Below are 16,090 nucleotides of genomic sequence, written 5' to 3'. Positions count from 1 at the left end.
GGACCGGACGGGGAGCCGCTGAAGTGCCGGTGCGGCCGTGACGGCGGCCTGGGAGGTGCCCGCCGACGCACACCTAGGCGACTACGTGCTGCGGCCGGGCGCCGCGGACGACGACCGGGTCGCGGTGGTGGACCGCTCGCGGGGCGGGCGTCTCGAATGGACGTACGGACGGCTGCGCGCGGCCGTCGCCGGACTCGCGGCCTGGTTGCGCCGGTCGGGGGTCGGCGATGACGACACCGTGGTGGTGCTCGCCGAGAACAGCGCCGAGTTCGTGGTCGCCTACCACGGCATCCTCGCGGCCGGTGCCGTGGTGCTCGCGCTCGACCCGCGGGACACCGCCGAGCGGTGGCGCGCCGCGATCGACGGCACCGGTGCCAAGGCACTGGTCGCGGAGACGGCCCTCGGACCGCCGGAGGTCTCGCTGCCGACCGTCTGCGTCGGCGCCCCCACACCGAACGGCACGCCGTGGGACGAGGCAGTGGCCACGCCACCGTTGCCGCTGTCTCCGCGCGGAGGCGACCGCACGGCAGTGCTGATGAGTTCCAGCGGCACGCTGGGCGCACCGAAGCTCGTGCCGGTGTCGCACCGCAACCTGACCGCCAACCTCGGGCAGATCGCCCACCTGCACCGGGTGCGCGACGACGACGTGGTCCTGTCGGTGCCGCCGCTGCGGCACGTCTACGGGATGCAGATGGCGATGAACCCGGTGCTGCGGGCGGGCGCCACCCTGGTCATCGGCGCGACCCCGTTCTCGGCCGCCGACTTCACCCGCGACGTCACCGAGGACGGCGTGTCGCTGGCGTACCTGGTGCCGAGCGTGGTGACCGAGCTCGGTGCGACCGGCCAGCCGCTGCCGTCGCTGCGATTGGTCGTCTCCGGTGGTGCACCGCTGCCCTCGGTGGACGCCGACCGCTGCGCCGCGGTCCTCGGTGTCCCGGTGGTGCAGGGCTTCGGGATGACCGAGGCGGGGTGCGTGAGCTTCAGCCCGGACGGCGTCGAGGTGCCGCCCGGCTCCACCGGCGTGCTCGTCCCGGGCACCGAGGTGCGGTTCACCGGCGGCACGGAGCCGGAGTCGGGCGAGCTGTGGCTGCGCGGGCCGCAGATCGCCCGCACGTCGGCGGACGCGGACGGCTGGCTGCGCACCGGCGACCTGGTGAGCCGGGACGCGCACGGCTTCCTGCGGATCACCGGCCGGGCGAAGTCGCTGATCAAGTACAAGGGCCACCAGGTGTCGCCGGCCGCGCTGGAGGAAGTGCTCACCGGCCACCCCGCGGTGGCCGAAGCCTGCGTCGTGGGCGTGCCCGACCCGGTCGCAGGGGAGGTCCCGAAGGCCTACGTCGTGCTGGCCGAGCCGGTGCCCCTCGCGGACATCACGGCCCACGTCGCGGACCGCGTCGCACCGCACGAACGGGTGCGGGCCATCGAGCGGGTACGGGCGATCCCGCGTTCCTCGACCGGCAAGCGGTTGCGGCCTCCGGCGCTGCGGGTGCTGGTCACCGGCGGCGGACGCGGGCTGGGACGGACGTTCGCGCAGGCGCTGGCCGCCGCCGGGCTGTCCGTCGCCGTCGCCGGCCGCGACCGGGACGCCCTGGAGGAGATCGCCGACGGAATCCGGCGAGCCGGTGGAACCGCGACCTGGGTGTGCCTGGACGTGACGGACGACGATTCGGTGGCCCGCGGGGTCGACCAGGTCGTGGCCGAGCTGGGTGGCCTCGACGTGCTGGTGAACAACGCGGGTGTGGCAGGGCCGATCGGTCCGTTGTGGACGGTGGATGAAGCTGAGTGGCGGCAGACCTCCGAAGTCGGGTTCTTCGGGTCGGTGCGGGTGACGCGGGCCGTGCTGCCCTCGCTCACCGGACGCGTGGTGAACGTGGTGAGCCGGGCCGGCGCGGTCGGCTGGCCGCACGCCAGCGCCTACGCGGCCGCCAAGGCGGGGTTGATCTCGGTGACAGCGAGCCTGGCCGGGGAGCTGGCCTGCTCCGCACGGGTTGCGGTGGCGTTCGACCCCGGCTTGGTCGACGCCGGCATGACCCGGTCCCACCTCGACCGCGGCCGGACGGGGAACCGCTGGGAGGACGACATCCTGACGTGGACGTTGCAGGCCCGGCGGTCAGGGCGTTTCACGGCCGCCGAGGACGCCGCAGCCGCGCTGGTCTCCGTCGTCACGGGCGCGGCGGACCACCTGTCGGGCCGGTACGTCCGGACGGACGACGTGCTGCCGGGAGGGCCGGGTTCGATCAGGTCAAGCCGACGAGAGGTGTGCTCATGAGGGCTGCGGTCCTGCGCGGAAAGCACGAGCTGACCGTGGAAACAGTCCCCGACGCGGCGCTCCGGGCACCCGGTGACGCGGTCGTCCGCGTTGTCGTCGCCGGGATCTGCGGCACGGACCTGCACGGCTACCACGGGCTTCCCGGTCCGGTCACCGGTCCTCGCTGCGGGCACGAGTTCGTCGGCGTGGTCGAAGACGTCGGCACCGAGGTCGCCACACTCCGCCCCGGGATGATGGTCGTCGCCCCGTTCAACTTCGCCGACGGAACCTGCTCGGCGTGCCAGGCCGGTGTGCACAGCGCCTGCGCCGCGGGTGGCATGTTCGGTGTGGACGGTGACGGCGCACAGGCCGAAGCGGTCCGCGTCCCCTTCGCCGACGCCACCCTGGTGGCGGTGCCGGTGGACGAGGACGACGAACGGCTGCCCTCGCTCCTCGCCCTCACCGACACGATGGCGACCGGCTTGCACGCCGTCCGGACGGGCCGGGTCACGCCGGGCTCGTCGGTCGCCGTCCTCGGTGACGGGCCGGTCGGGATGTGCGCCGTGCTCGCGGCGAGGGAAGCGGGAGCAGGCCGGATCATCCTCGTGGGCAGGCACGAATCCCGGTTGGGCAAGGGCCGCGACTTCGGTGCGACGGACACCTTCCGAGCCCAGGGACCCGAAAGCGATGCCGAGTCCGTCGATTTCGTCCGCGCGGCCACCCAAGGGCTCGGCGCCGATGTGGTGGTGGAGTGCGGTGGTGGTCCGCAGGCGCAGAACACGGCTTTCGCGCTGTGCCGGACCGGCGGCACCGCCTGCGTGATGGGCAGCCCGCCGATCGGCGACGTGACCTCGGTCTTCTTCCGCGGAATCACCCTCACCGGCGGTCTCACACCGGCCCGCGCCTACCTCCCCGAACTCGCCGAACGGGTGCTGGCCGGCACGCTCGACCCCGGTTCGATCTTCGACAAGGCGGTGAGCCTGGACGACATCGCGTCCGGCTACGAGGCGATGGCCGCACGCACGGCCACCAAGGTGCTCGTGCGGCCCTAGCGCAGTCACATCTTCCACAATCGCAGGAAGCGAGAACCAAGATGCCGAAAAGGACCTACCGATCCCGGACCCGCTGGCGTGCGGTGGTGCCGGTCATCCTCTCCGTCACCGTGATCGCCGCCTTCAACCCGGCCGTCACCGCCGCACCCACCCAGCACCGGCAAGGCGCGTTCGAGTCGATCGCCACCCCGAAGGAAAGGGCGAACAGGGCGGTCGTCCTCGGCCTCTACTCCGCGCTGAACCGCGGGGACCTCGGCCACCTCGACAGGGTGGTGCGCCCCGACCTCGTCCAGCACTACCCGGCGATCGCAGACGGCCGGGCCGCGTTCCGGGCGTACCACGCGGGCCTGCGGAACCAGAACCCGAACCTCCGTTTCACCGTGAAGCGGACCATCGCCCAGAACGACCTGGTCGTGGTGCACAGCCACTTCGCAGGGAAGCCCGGCGACGCGGGTGTCGCCAAGATCAACCTCTTCCGCCTCGACCGGGGCAGGATCGCCGAGCACTGGGAGGTCAACGAGGCGGTCCGGCCGGTGAGCATCGGCAACGACATGTTCTCCACGCTCAGCTCGCCGAAGATCTCCCAGTCGCTGCCGTTCGCCACGGACGCCGAAAGCGAACGCCTCGGCCGGGCCGCCTTCTCCGAGATCGTCAACCAGCCCGATGACGAGCTCCGCCTCCGAGCGCTGGACCGCTACATCGGGGACAACACCTACTACCAGCACTTCCCGGACGTCCCGAACGGAACCGAGGCACTGCAGCAGTTCCTGCACGCCGCGTACGCCGCGCAGCCGGACTACCGCGCCAACGTGAAGACCGTCGTCGCAGAGGGAGACCTGGTCGCGGTCTTCGTCCACCTGGAGAAGCTGTTCGACATGGAGAACGGCGTAGGTGTCGACCTGTACCGCGTCCGTGGCGGGAAACTGCTGGAACACTGGGCCGTCCTGCAGCCGATTCCGCCGACTTCGGCCAACCCCAACACGATGTACTGATCCGAAGGACGCGGGCGGGAAAGGCGGCTCCATGCAGGACGAACTCGCACTCCGGCCCGCGTCCTCGTCATCATCGGGCCGTGGCCGGCCCACGACTCCACTGGCTCTGCTCGCGATCGTCCTCGCGGCGGTCGTCGCCTGGCAGATCCGGGACTGGTCGTCCTACTTGGACGTCAGGCCGCGGCAGTCGTCCCTCCTGCCGGCCGGTGCCGGGCACCACGCGGGAACAGGGGGCGGGGCCCTCGCCCCGCCTCCCGCCATCGTTGCGCACGCCGTCCCCAACTTCGTCGGCATCACGCTGCTCGCCGCGCACGTGACGATGGCGATCGTGGTGCTGGCCGGCGCCGCCACCCGGCGGTGGGCGGCGACCAGGCGCATCACCGCCGCGCTGGTCTTCGCGGCGACGGCGGCCGTCCTCAGCGCCTCGGCGACGATCCCCCTCGCGGGACTCACCGTCGGCAACGCGATCTCACGCGGCAACACGATGTCCGCGGCGATCACCGTGTTGCAGCACTCGTTCGTGCTCTCCCTGCTGGCCGCGGTCGCCCTCCACCCGCGGATCGCCCCCCGACTCCCTGAAGGTGATCGACGTGCTGAACAGAAGAGATGCGATCAAACTCGGTTCCGTCGTCGGCGCGGCCCTGGTCTTCCCGGCGAAGCAGCTGGCCTCCGCGTTCTCTGACGATCCGCCGGAGGTGCCGCCCTTCTCACTGCCGCTGTCGATCCCCCCGGTGCTGAAGCCCACGCGGAGCACGGCGGACACCGACTTCTACGACATGCGGATCGCGGAGACCGAGCTGGAGGTCCTCCCCGGCATCCGGACCAGGACGCTCACCTTCAACGGGAGCTTCCCCGGCCCCACCCTCCGCGCCCGGCGCGGTCGCGCCGTCGTGGTCCGGCAGTTCAACGGCCTGTCCGGCCCCGCCACCGTCCACCTGCACGGCGCGGACGTCCCGGCGTCGAGTGACGGGCATCCGATGGACCCGATCGCACCCGGCCGGTCCAGGGAGTACCGGTACCCGAACGACCAACGGGCCGCGACGCTCTGGTACCACGACCACACGCACCACCTCGAAGCTGAACGGGTCTACCGCGGCCTTTCCGGCGCGTACCTGCTGTCGGACCCCGTGGACGCGCTGCTTCCATTGCCCAGTGGCGAGTTCGACGTTCCCCTCATGCTCAGGGACGCGAAGTTCGACAGCAGGGGCCAGCTCGTCTTCGTGCCGGACGACTTCCTGAACCGGCCGACGGTGCTCGTCAACGGACGGCCGCAGCCCTACTTCGAGGTCAAGCGGAAGCTGTACCGCCTCAGGCTGATCAACGGCTCGAACCTGGAGATGTTCAAGTTCCGGCTTTCCACCGGAGCGCCGTTCCTGCAGATCGCGTCCGATGGCGGCTTCCTGCGCGTGCCTGCGGCGCGGCAGGAGGTCGACGTCTGGCCGGCGGAGCGCGCCGAGGTTCTGGTGGACTTCCGGTCGGTTCCGCCGGGCACCGCCATCGCGCTGCAGAACGTGGCGGCCCTGTCCGAGGACAAGCGCGACGTCCTGCAGTTCCGGGTCGGCGACGGGGGTGCGTGGGCCAAGCCGGAGATCGCCATCCCCGGCTGGTCCCGCGCGCGGGTTCCGTCGGTGGGGGGACAGATCCCGGGATGGCCGGCGCACGACCCGCTGCGCGGCCGGGTCACGAGAACCCGCCGTTTCGTCCTGCGGCTCGACCTCGAGCGCGGCCAGTTCGTCATCAACGACCAGGGGTTCGACCCGGACCGCGTGGACGCGACGATCGAGCACGGCTCGACCGAGATCTGGGAGGTCGTGAACGACGACGCCGCTCTCGGCATCCAGCACACGCTGCACCTGCACCTCGTGCAGTTCAGGGTCCTCGACCGGAACGGCAAGCCCGAGCCCGCCTACGACTCATACCCGAAGGACACCGTCCGCCTGTTCCCCGGCGACGTGGTCCGCATCCAGGCGACGTTCGACTCCCACCTCGGCCGGTACCCGTTCCACTGCCACTTCCTCGACCACGCGACCCACTCGATGATGGGCCAGTTCGAGGTCGTGCCGAGACGATGAGGGAGCTGGACGCGGGTGGTGACCGCACTGCCGGTCACCACCCGCGTCCAGCTCGACGTGGGAGCTCAGTCCGACCTGTCCGGACGGTTGCGCCCCAGTGACTCGTGCGCGGAGACGAACTCGTTCGCGCACTGGGCGACCGCGCAACCGACCTCGCCCGCCAGCAACACCGCGGCGATGATCTCGGCGAGCTTGGCCACCTTGCCGGCGCCGGCGCAGCCGACCATTCCCAGCGTCGCCTGGAAGGCCGGCAGGCCGGTCCCGCCACCGACCGTCCCCACGACGAGCGTCGGCAGCGTCAGGGAGACCTCCCAGTCGCCACTGCTCGTCACGCGCGAGTCCACGATTCCCTTCGCGCACTCGCCCAGGTAGGCCATGTCCTGCCCGAACGCCTGGAACAGGCCGGCCATGCCGTTGGCGACGTGGATGTTGAGCGATGAGCTGCCGTGCAGCGCGAGCGTGCTCCGGTAGGCCTGGACGTACCGGTCCAGCCGCAGCACGTCCGTCCGCCCCTGCGAAGCCACGACGTCCGCCGGGACAACTGCCCGAGCGGTCACCGACTTGCCCTTCAGGCGTGCCGGGATGGGCTTCTTGTCCTCCGGGTACGGCAGGAACTCCTCCAGCTCGATGCCGCTGTGCCGGACGACGTGCTCCGAGACCGCGGCGATCGCCTTGCTCGCCATGTTGCTGCCCATCGCGTCACCGGTGGTGAACTCGACGGAGACCAGCACGGTGGAGCCGGCGTGGTCGAAGCTGAGGCGCTGCGCACGCAGATGACCGCTGGTGCTCTCCGCCACGGCGAGCAGCACCTGCTCCTGGGTCCGGCACCACGTCACGAGGTCCTGCGCCGCGCGGAGGCTGCTCACCCGGTAGTGGATGCCCCGCAGGAAGCGGTCGGCCGTCACGACGACCTCGCAGCCCCCCGACGCCTTGAGCATCTTCGCACCGCGGCTGTAGGAGGCCACGAGGGTGCCCTCCAGCGTTGCCATGGGGACCACGAACTCGCCTGCGGCGTGTTGCCCGTTGACCAGCACGGGACCGCAAAGCCCGAGGGGTACCGGTACGGCGCCGACGAAGTTCTCGACGTTGCCCGCGACGTCGCTCTCGGTGAGCGTCGTCTCCAACGCCGTGATCAGCTCCTTGTCGTCGGAGAGCAGTTCCGCCAGCAAGTTCTGCCGGTGACGCTCGCTGGTGCGCGAGATGTGCATCTTCACATGCCGTTCTGCTGAGTGTCGGTAGGCCTCACCTGGTGCGCCGGTCCCGCGCGAACGTTCCCGGCGTCCCGCAGGTCAGGAGTGGAGGAGATCGCCGACCGGACCGGTTTCCTGAGAAATCGGGGATTTACCCGCACTGTCGACGATCTCGGTGATGGTGCGAAGCGCGTCGTACTCCGCGTACTCGGCTTGCAGCCGTTGCGCGGCGGCGCGGTAGCTGTTGTCGCGCAGCACCTCGTTCACCGCTGCGCCGATGTCAGAGGCGCGCGGCCGGCCCGTAGCGAGGTTGATGGCCGCGCCGGTCCACGCGGCGTGCGCGGTGGCGTCCTTCTTCTCCTCGGTCTCGCCCGCCAGGACGAGCGGCACACCGCGGCTGAGGGCCATTTGCATCCCGCCGAACCCGCCGTTGCTGACGAACACGTCGACGTGCGGGAGCAGTTGCGTGTACGGGATGTACTCCGCGGCACGCACGTTGTCCGGCAGGGCGCCGAGGTCGCTCACCGGACGGCCGCCGGTGGTGGCGATCACGAGGCAGTCCTGGCCGGCCAGGGCCTCGATCGTGGGCAGCATCAGTTCGGAGTAGTCGTCATTGCTGACGGTGCCCTGCGAAACGAGCACCACCTTGTCGGCGTTGAGCACGTCGTCCCACCACTGCGGCAGCGGCACGTCCTGGTGGTCGGCCTCCCACGGCACGCCCACGAAGCGAACCGAACCGGGGAGGTCGCTGCGCGGGTACTCCAGGGAGGGGATGGACAGGTGCAGGCACTCGTCGGGCACCACGACCTGGGCGTCGAAGTAGGACGGCAGCGTGCCGGTGCCGCCGCAGTCGCGGACCAGCTGCTCCGCGAGGCGTTGCGCGGAGGAGAACGCCGCGCGCACCTCCGCGTTGAGCCGGGCGTTGCGCTCCCGTCCGCTCGGCGACGCGTCGGGCGGCAGACCCATCCCGAAAGGCGCCGTGTCCACGCTGTACAGGGGAAGCACCGTGACACCGAGACCGAGCACCCGCGCGGGCCGGATGCCCGGCGCGCCCAGCTGGATCGGCCACAGGCCGGTGAAGTACATCTCGTGCAGCACGACCGTGGGCGTGTCCGGTTGCTGGGCAAGAACTTCCTGGATCGCCTCGTGCTGCTCCCGCATGGGCTTGGCCAGCACCTCGGTGAGGTAGACGGAGATCTGCTCGACACCGGGCGCGGCGGCGACGAGCTGCGGGAAGGTCTGGTACACGTTCGGGCCGTCGTAGTCGGCGTGCCCCTTGAGCGGGTGGAAGGTGGCGCCCGTGCTGAGAACCGCGTCGCGCAGGTTGGTGCCGGTGACGAAGGTGACGTCGTACCCCCGGGCCACGAGGTGGGCGGCGATGGGGCGCAGCGGGTTCACGTGTCCGGGAAAGGGAATCGCTGCCATGACCACGCGCGTCATACCTTGACCTCCGGAGGTGTGTTTCGGGGAGAAGCCCGTCGGCGGACGGTGCCGGAATCTCGGTCGCCGACTCGTGCAGGGCGCCCGGGAGATGACCGCCGTGACCGGCGAAGAGAAACCGGGTCGGCGCTTTGCTGGTTCACAAAACTCCCTCATCGGTGTGCTCTCTCCGAATATTGCCCTCGCGTCAGTGGTGAACAAGGCGTCATTCCGCCTTGTGGAACAACAAGACCGTCAATTTTGACGTGATACGAGTGGCGTGGGCTGTTCTCAGGTGAAGTCGACGACGGCGCGATAGCGCACGTTGCCCTTGCGAACCCGGTCGAGTGCCTGTTCGAAGTCGGTCAGCGCGAACGTCTCCACTTGGGGACGGATGGCGTGGCGGGCCGCGAAGTCGAGCATCTGCCGGGTCTCCGTCACCGTCCCGACGATGCCTCCGGTGATCTCCTTCGCCTCGGACACCAATCCCAGGGCCGACACGGAGATGGGCCGCTCCGGCACCCCCGCGATGCAGAGACGGCCTTGTGGAGCAAGGATTCCCAGGTAGTCGTCCCAGGGCAGGTCACCGGAGACGGTGGACAGCACGAAGTCGAACGAGCCGGCTGCCGCCCGCAGGGCTCCTGGCTCCCGGGAGGCGATGAAGTCCGTGGCGCCGAAGCGTTCGGCGTCGGCCTGCTTGTCCTTGGTGGTCGAGATGGCGGTGACCGCGCAACCCCACCTGGTCAAGAACTGGAGCGCGAGGTGGCCGAGGCCGCCGATGCCCACGACGGCGACGCGGTGCGTCGGGAGTACCCGGTTGGCGAGCAGCGGTGAGAACACCGTGGTGCCGGCGCACATCAGCGGTGCGGCGTGTTCGGACGGCATCGAGTCGGGGATCGGGTGGACGTGGCGCCAATCGCTCGCCCTGACGTGGTGGGCGAAGCCGCCGCGGTCGCCGCGGAGCACCAGGGCGTCGCGACGTGGGCACAGGTTGGTGCGCCCGCTGAGGCACGACTCGCACCGGAAGCACGACCCGGCGAGTGCGCCGACGCCGACGCGCTGCCCGATCGGCAACGCCGCCTCGTCGACGGCGGAGCCGATGGCGACCACCTCGCCCACGACCTCATGTCCGGCCACGGCCGGGAACCGCGCAAGGCCCCACTCGTCGTCGATGGCGGCGAGATCGGTGTGGCAGATGCCGCCGTGAGTCACGCGCACGTCGACCTCGTTGGGCCCCAGCGGTCCCGAGTCGTACTCGTAGGGCTGCAAGGCGCCGCCGGCGGTGCGGGCCGCGTAGGCGATGACCTTCATGGTGAATTCCTCTCAGGACAGCCGATGGCGACCGATCACCCGTGCGGTGATCGGTGGAACTGGTGGACGTGCTCTCTGCGGAGCCGGGATCAGCCTTGTTCGCGGGTGATCGCAGCGAGGACGACGTGCTGCACCGCGCGGACGGTTGTGGGAAGTGCGCCGGGGTCCCTGCTGATCCGGTGGATGCCGGCGCGCACGGTGCCGGTCAGGAGGTCGACGGTGAGCGAGACGTCGTCGACCGCACGGAACTCGCCGGTGCCGATGCCGTCGCGGACGACGTTCTCCACCTCGGTCACAAGTGCGGTGAACGGGTTCTCCCGCCCTGTCGGAAGCTCGGCGACCAGCGGTGTGGAGTTCGGGAGGAACATCAGGCGCATGGCGTGGTTCGTGGAGGCCGACAAGATCGCTTCGATGATCGTCCGCATCCTGCCGGCAGCCGGGTCCGCGGAGCGTGCGGCGATCGCGGACACCTGGTGCGCCAACGGACGGCCGGCCCGCCGGGCCAGTTCGAGGACCAGCTCGCGCTTGTCGCCGGCGTAGTTGTAGAGGGTGTTGCGCGCGAGGCCTGCCTGCGCGGCGATGTGGCCCATGGTGATGGAGTCGTAGTCGCGTTCGAGCAGCAGCTGCCGCACCGCCTCGGTGAGGTCGGCCCACACCACCTCGTGGTGTTCCTCGATGGTGGCGGCTTTGATCCGCGGCATCTGCTCGTTCTCCTCGGAAAGCCGGCTCCGGCCGGATGACCTCGTCCTACGCCGTCGGCACGGCGTCCGGCAGCCGGGGCTGGTTCTCCTGGTGGATCGCGGTCAGCGTGACGTGCGTGAGCCGCCAGCCCTCCGGCGTGCGGATCGCCTCGTTGTCGTAGAAGCCGACCACCAGCCACGGACCGGCGCCATCGGCGGTGAGCTCGTCCGGCACCCAGTGCTCGGCGCGGACGTGGGCGTGAATCCTGGCCTTGTCGCCGTCGATCTCGATGACATGACCGGTGATGGCGTGGTGCGTCGCCTTGAACGCCGCGAAGCTCGCACGGAGGACCTCGACGTACTGGCTCAGAGCGATCGTCATCGGCGGAGTGCCCGTGACGGACGAGAAGTCGAACGAGACCTCGTCGGTGTAGACCCGGCCGGGCAGCGCGTCGAACTCCTTCAGGTCTGCGATGTCGGCGTAGTGGCTCATCACTTCGATGAGCTCGGCCCGATCGTTCAGCGTGGTCATGTGTGTCCCCGTTCCCGTGGTCTGCATGTTTACGACGATCTGTCGCAAACATTACGACAGTCTGTCGTAAACAGCAACCTGGGGAGGACGGGAGAGCGTGGTTCGACCGGAGCGTGCGCCCGTTTGTCTGTTGTGGACGGACGATCAGCACCGCTCGACGACGAGCGCGGTCGCGGTGAACCCGGCGCCGAGGCCGATGAGCAGGGCGCAGTCGCCGATGGCCAACCCGTCGAGGCGGAGGAGGTCGTCCAGGTTGGCGATCGTGTCGCCTGCACCGAGGTGACCTGTGGTGTCCCCGAACACCACGAGACGGTCACGCAAGGCTTCGGGCAGCACCGGGAGCACGGTGTACCTGATGGTGTCCGGACGCAACCGCGCTGTGCAGACGGCCTGGATGCGATCGGCGTCGTGCAGGTCGGCGTCGGACAGCGCCCGCTGCACCGCTGTGGCGACGGTGGTGCGGATTTCCTGGGCGGTCGTGCGGAACTCCAGCAGGGCGGCGCTGTTGTCGAGCGGGGGTGGCAGCGGCCGGAAGGGGTGGAACCGGGGGAAGGCGCTTTCCAGCCGGGGGTTGCCGGCCCGGCCGGTGGCCAGCACGGCCAGCGGGCCCCGGTCGCGGTGCAGGAGCGCGGCGGTGCCCCCGTCGCCCAGCACCACCTCCGGCGCGGTGCGCCAGCGGTCGTAGGGCAGCTCGCGGGTGTCGGTGCCGGTGCACGCGAGAGCGTGGTGGGTGTCGGGTTCGGTGAGCAGGGTGGTGATGGCGGCGTGCAGCGCCGCGTCGCCGCCGCTGGACATCTGGCTCAGGCCGACGGCGACGGCGTGGGTGGTCCCCAGCGCGGCGGCGAGCCGGTGTGCCGGGGACGCGGGTTCCTCGTCGGTCGCGGACATGCCCGCGTAGGCGAGGAACCCGATCTCCTCCGGCGTGATCCCGGCGGTGGGGAGCACGTCTCGGCAGGCGGTCAGGCCGAGTTGCCACGCCTGCTGCCCGTCGGCGACCGCGACCTCGTGGCAGACGGCCGACCGGGCGTCGATGTCGCTGAGCGTGCCCGCCGTGACCGCATCAGCGGCGCGGGACCGTCCTGCGGGCAGCCAGGTCGTGGCGGCGGAGATGCGCACCCGTCCGGACACCCTCATGCGCGCACACCGCCGAGGTCGACGGGCATCGACTCCAGCCTGCGGTCGAACACCATGTCGCTCCAGCACAGCTCGTGCGGGTCGACGGCGAGCCGCAGCCGCGGGAAGCGGAGGAACAGCGAGCGGACCGCGACGGTGATCTCCATGCGGGCCAGCGGCGCGCCGATGCAGCGGTGCACGCCGCTGCCGAACGACAAGTGGCTGGGCTCACCGTCGCGGTGGGAACGGACCACGTCGGGATCGTCGTAGACACGAGGATCGCGGTTGGCAGCGGCAAGCGACAGCAGCACGGTCGCGTCCTTCGGGATGACGACGTCGCCGACGCGGACGTCGGCGGTGGCGAACCGCCAGATCGCGAACTGGAACGGCGGGTGGTGGCGCAGCAGCTCCTCCACGATCCGCGCGGTGGACGCCTCGCTGCCCAGGGCCTCAGCACGCAGGTCCGGCCTGGCGCCGAGCGTGGCGGCGCCGTGGGCGATGGCGGTGGCGGTGGTGGGTGGTCCTCCCACGAACAGCGCCATGACCGTGCTGAGCAGGTCGCGCACCCCGACGGACTCCGACCGGGCGAGCAGCATGGAGATCAGGTCGTCGCCGGGGTCGTTCCTGCGGTGTTCGACCGTGGCGAGGACGAGGTCGACGAGCTCGTGGTAATAGCCGATCATCTCGGGGCTGTCGGTGGGCTTGCTGGACAGCAGCTCGCGCAGCAGCGCGGCGGCGACCGGCGTGTCCGCGGGGCGCAGGCCGAGCACGGTGCTGATCACCGTGACGGGGACCTGGTTGGCGAAGGCGGTCATCAGGTTGACCGGCCCGCCACCCGCGGCGGCGCCTTGGTGCTCGAGGTGGTCGAGCTGCTCGTGCACGATGCGGTCGACGGTCGCGCGCCAGCGACCCACGGCACCGCTGGAGAGCTCGGCGTTGACCAGCGACCGCAGCCTGCGGTGCTCGGCCCCGTCGGTGTTGAGCATGTGCCGTCCCGTGGAGCTGAGGGTGTCCTCGGGAACGCGCCGTCCGCCGAACTTGTGCTCGGGCGAGCTCAGCAGCCGGGGGTCGACGGCGAGCCGCTCGTCGCGCAGGCAGGCCCGCACGTCGTCGTACCTGGTCACGAGCCAGATCGGGAACCCGTTGGGCAGCTGCACCCGCTGCACGGATGCGGCTTCACGCAGTCGCGCGTAGTAGGCGGTGTTGGTGTCGTCGTCAGGCAGCGAGACCAGGGTGGGCAAGCTCATGACCGGTCCCCCTCCACAGCCGCGGCCTCGGCGGACTCGACCAGCGCCGCGAGCTGCGCCACCGTCCGCGCGGTCACCAGGTCGTCCTCGCTGAGCTTGACGCGGCTCGTGTTCTCCACGGCGGTGATCGCGTCCAGCAGCCGCAGCGAGTCGACGTTGGGCAGGTAGGCGAGCCGGTCGTCCGGCGACAACTGGTCGGCGGGGATCTCCAGCACCCTGGCGAGCTCCTGGACCACCACGGCCAGCGCGGAGGACTCGTTGCCGTGCACCGGTCCGGTCATGCCGCGTTCTCCTCTCCGAACAGGCGGCGGCGGAGCTCGTCGCGCTTCCACTTGCCGCTGGTGGTGCGGGGCAGCCAGCGGCGGTCGACGGTGCGCACGTCGGCGTCGGTGATGCCGAGGCGTTCACCGACGGCTCGCCGCACGCCCTCGGCCACCGCCGCCCGGTCGGTTTCGACGGTTTCCACGACCACGACCACCCGCTCTCTTTCCTGGTCGGCCACCGCGACGCAGTGGCGCTGGTAGACGCCCGGCACGTGCCGGGCGACGTGCTCGACCTCCTCCGCGTGGACGTTGCGGCCACGCACGATGATCATGTTCTTGTGCCTGCCCGCGACGTGCACCTCCCCGCCCAGCAGGAAGCCCCGGTCGCCGGTGCGCAGCCAGCCGTCGTCCAGGACCCCTGAGGTGGCTGCAGGGTCATCGGTGAGGTAGGCGTCCATGAGGCTGGGGCCACGCACCTGGAGCTCGCCCACGCCGGCCTCGGGCAGGACGGTGCCTCCGGCGTCGACGACCCTCACTTCGGTGCCGGGCAACGGGGGACCCTGCGACACGATCGTCCAGCCGGAGTCCCCGGTGACGGGCACGACCCGGCCGTCGGTGGCCGCGGCCCGGTCGAGCGTGACGGTGCGAGGTGCGAGCGCCGGCAGGTCGATGGTGATGCCGGCGCAGTACTCGGCCATGCCGTAAGCCGGGGTCATCGCGCCGGCCGGCAGGCCGTGCCGGCCCAGCACCTCGGTGACGGCGCGGACCGTGGCCGGGGAGACCGGTTCACCGCCGTTGAGCGCCAGGCGCCAGCGTCCGAGGTCGAGCCCGTCGAGCTCCGCGGTGCGGGCGGCTTCGGCCAGCCGGTCGTAGGCGAAGTTCGGTCCTGTGCAGATCGTGACGCCGTGCTCGCCGAGGTAGCGCAACGCGTCCACCGGGCGCCGGATGAACGCCGCCGGTGAGACGAGGTGGGTGTCGAACCCGGCGCACAGCGAGATCAGCAGACCGATCATGCCGAAGTCGTGGAACAGCGGCAGCCACTGGTAGCCGACGTCGGCCGGGGTGAGCTCGCAGCGTGCGACCGGGGCGAGGACGCCGTTGAGGACGGCGCGGTGGGACAGCACGACGCCCTGTGGCCGTGCGGTGGTGCCGGAGGTGAACTGCACGACGGCGCGGTCATCCGGTCCGGGGGTGTGCGTGGTCGGGACGCGGGTGGCCGGCGGGCACCGGTCGGCGTTGACGACGCGCAGTCCGGGGCACCGGCGCTGCAGCGGTTCGAGCGCGGCAGCGAAGAGGTCACCGGTCACGAGGTGCCGGATGCCGACGGTGCGGATGAACGCGGCGAGGTCGTCGGCCATGCTGTCGACGTCGTGGGCGACGGCGGGCAGCGGTAGCACGCTGACGGCGGCGCCGGTGGTGAGCACGCCGAGCAGCGCCGGCGGGAAGGACGGAACAGCGGGCAGCAGCACGCCGACCACCTCGCCGGGTCCGGCACCGGCGGCGAGCAGTGCGGCGGCGACGCCGTTGGCCCTGGGGCCGAGTTCGGCACGGGTCAGGACGGTCGTGGACTCCGGGAAGAACATCCGACCGCGGTCACCGGGTGCGCAGTTGATCGCGTCCACGAGCGTGCCGGAAATGTCGATCGCCATGCGTTGTCCCTGTTGTCGCGGTGCGGTGTCAAAGTCGTGCAACCGGTGCTGACCGGTGACAGGCGAATCTGTTTTCACAAAGCTTCCAGTGCGGCGGTGAAGCCGTCGCTCAACTTCGAGCGAGCGTAGGGGCAGCGCAATGTCGTGTGACTGTGGACATCCACAGCGCCGCTGCGGTCCGCAGGTCCGCCACGCCGCAGGTCACCGGTTCCCCGGTGCTGCGGAAGGCCGCAGTTCGGTCACCTGAACCTCGGCATTCGCGGCTCGCGCGGGAGCCTGCGTTCACATTTGGCGCACATCGTGAAGAGCTGGTGCGCGAATC

At 70.7% G+C, this 16,090-nt stretch carries 15 protein-coding genes; 6 read left to right on the top strand and 9 right to left on the bottom strand.

Features of this window, described 5'->3' with window-relative positions; translation table 11 throughout:
• Nucleotides 1-37: 37 nt before the first annotated feature.
• The 5 genes from ACZ7CD_RS25735 (at nt 38) to ACZ7CD_RS25715 (ending at nt 6,364) form a co-directional block, all read left to right on the top strand.
• Nucleotides 38-2,269 (top strand): SDR family NAD(P)-dependent oxidoreductase, encoded by a 2,232-nt coding sequence (locus ACZ7CD_RS25735; RefSeq protein ID WP_470379832.1) that lies wholly within the window; start codon nt 38-40, stop codon nt 2,267-2,269.
• Nucleotides 2,266-3,300, top strand: coding sequence for a zinc-binding dehydrogenase (locus ACZ7CD_RS25730; protein WP_458432803.1), 1,035 nt, complete (start codon nt 2,266-2,268; stop codon nt 3,298-3,300). The genes ACZ7CD_RS25735 and ACZ7CD_RS25730 overlap by 4 nt, the downstream gene beginning before the upstream one ends.
• Before the next feature lie 86 nt (nt 3,301-3,386).
• The gene (locus ACZ7CD_RS25725) at nt 3,387-4,292 is read left to right on the top strand and encodes a nuclear transport factor 2 family protein (RefSeq protein ID WP_360384821.1); all 906 of its coding nucleotides are present in this window, start codon (nt 3,387-3,389) and stop codon (nt 4,290-4,292) included.
• Nucleotides 4,293-4,323: 31 nt separating this feature from the next.
• On the top strand, nt 4,324-4,974 hold the full coding sequence (locus tag ACZ7CD_RS25720; RefSeq protein ID WP_470379831.1) for a hypothetical protein: 651 nt from the start codon (nt 4,324-4,326) through the stop codon (nt 4,972-4,974).
• On the top strand, nt 4,883-6,364 hold the full coding sequence (locus ACZ7CD_RS25715; RefSeq protein ID WP_360384817.1) for a multicopper oxidase family protein: 1,482 nt from the start codon (nt 4,883-4,885) through the stop codon (nt 6,362-6,364). The genes ACZ7CD_RS25720 and ACZ7CD_RS25715 overlap by 92 nt, the downstream gene beginning before the upstream one ends.
• A 65-nt stretch (nt 6,365-6,429) precedes the next feature.
• Here ACZ7CD_RS25715 and ACZ7CD_RS25710 read toward each other — a convergent pair whose 3' ends face one another.
• Nucleotides 6,430-7,572 (bottom strand): hypothetical protein, encoded by a 1,143-nt coding sequence (locus ACZ7CD_RS25710; protein WP_470379830.1) that lies wholly within the window; start codon nt 7,570-7,572, stop codon nt 6,430-6,432.
• An 81-nt stretch (nt 7,573-7,653) separates the two neighbouring features.
• Entirely contained in the window at nt 7,654-8,994 is a 1,341-nt protein-coding gene (locus ACZ7CD_RS25705) for a glycosyltransferase (protein ID WP_458432800.1), read from the bottom strand.
• A gap of 100 nt (nt 8,995-9,094) precedes the next feature.
• On the opposite strand from ACZ7CD_RS25705, the gene ACZ7CD_RS25700 reads away from it, so the two are divergent.
• Nucleotides 9,095-9,238, top strand: a complete 144-nt coding sequence (locus ACZ7CD_RS25700; RefSeq protein ID WP_458432799.1) for a hypothetical protein — start codon at nt 9,095-9,097, stop codon at nt 9,236-9,238.
• A gap of 26 nt (nt 9,239-9,264) precedes the next feature.
• Here ACZ7CD_RS25700 and ACZ7CD_RS25695 read toward each other — a convergent pair whose 3' ends face one another.
• The 7 genes from ACZ7CD_RS25695 to ACZ7CD_RS25665 form a co-directional block, all read right to left on the bottom strand.
• The gene (locus ACZ7CD_RS25695) at nt 9,265-10,284 is read right to left on the bottom strand and encodes an NAD(P)-dependent alcohol dehydrogenase (RefSeq protein WP_470379829.1); all 1,020 of its coding nucleotides are present in this window, start codon (nt 10,282-10,284) and stop codon (nt 9,265-9,267) included.
• 89 nt (nt 10,285-10,373) lie between these two features.
• On the bottom strand, nt 10,374-10,985 hold the full coding sequence (locus tag ACZ7CD_RS25690) for a TetR/AcrR family transcriptional regulator (RefSeq protein ID WP_470379828.1): 612 nt from the start codon (nt 10,983-10,985) through the stop codon (nt 10,374-10,376).
• 46 nt (nt 10,986-11,031) lie between these two features.
• Nucleotides 11,032-11,496 carry a nuclear transport factor 2 family protein gene (locus tag ACZ7CD_RS25685; RefSeq protein WP_470379827.1) on the bottom strand — a complete coding sequence of 155 codons (465 nt, stop codon included), beginning with the start codon at nt 11,494-11,496 and terminating at the stop codon, nt 11,032-11,034.
• Between the two features lie 144 nt (nt 11,497-11,640).
• Nucleotides 11,641-12,630 carry a beta-ketoacyl-[acyl-carrier-protein] synthase family protein gene (locus ACZ7CD_RS25680; RefSeq protein ID WP_470375282.1) on the bottom strand — a complete coding sequence of 330 codons (990 nt, stop codon included), beginning with the start codon at nt 12,628-12,630 and terminating at the stop codon, nt 11,641-11,643.
• Nucleotides 12,627-13,856 carry a cytochrome P450 gene (locus ACZ7CD_RS25675; protein ID WP_360384803.1) on the bottom strand — a complete coding sequence of 410 codons (1,230 nt, stop codon included), beginning with the start codon at nt 13,854-13,856 and terminating at the stop codon, nt 12,627-12,629. Before ACZ7CD_RS25675 ends, ACZ7CD_RS25680 begins: the two co-directional genes overlap by 4 nt.
• Nucleotides 13,853-14,137, bottom strand: a complete 285-nt coding sequence (locus ACZ7CD_RS25670) for an acyl carrier protein (RefSeq protein ID WP_360384801.1) — start codon at nt 14,135-14,137, stop codon at nt 13,853-13,855. Before ACZ7CD_RS25670 ends, ACZ7CD_RS25675 begins: the two co-directional genes overlap by 4 nt.
• Nucleotides 14,134-15,768, bottom strand: a complete 1,635-nt coding sequence (locus tag ACZ7CD_RS25665) for an AMP-binding protein (protein WP_470379826.1) — start codon at nt 15,766-15,768, stop codon at nt 14,134-14,136. Before ACZ7CD_RS25665 ends, ACZ7CD_RS25670 begins: the two co-directional genes overlap by 4 nt.
• Nucleotides 15,769-16,090: the final 322 nt, after the last annotated feature.

The sequence above is a fragment of the Lentzea sp. NPDC036949 genome (assembly GCF_055608075.1).
Note: the sequence above shows the minus strand (reverse complement) of the source record. Positions and strands in the feature narration are given on the sequence as shown.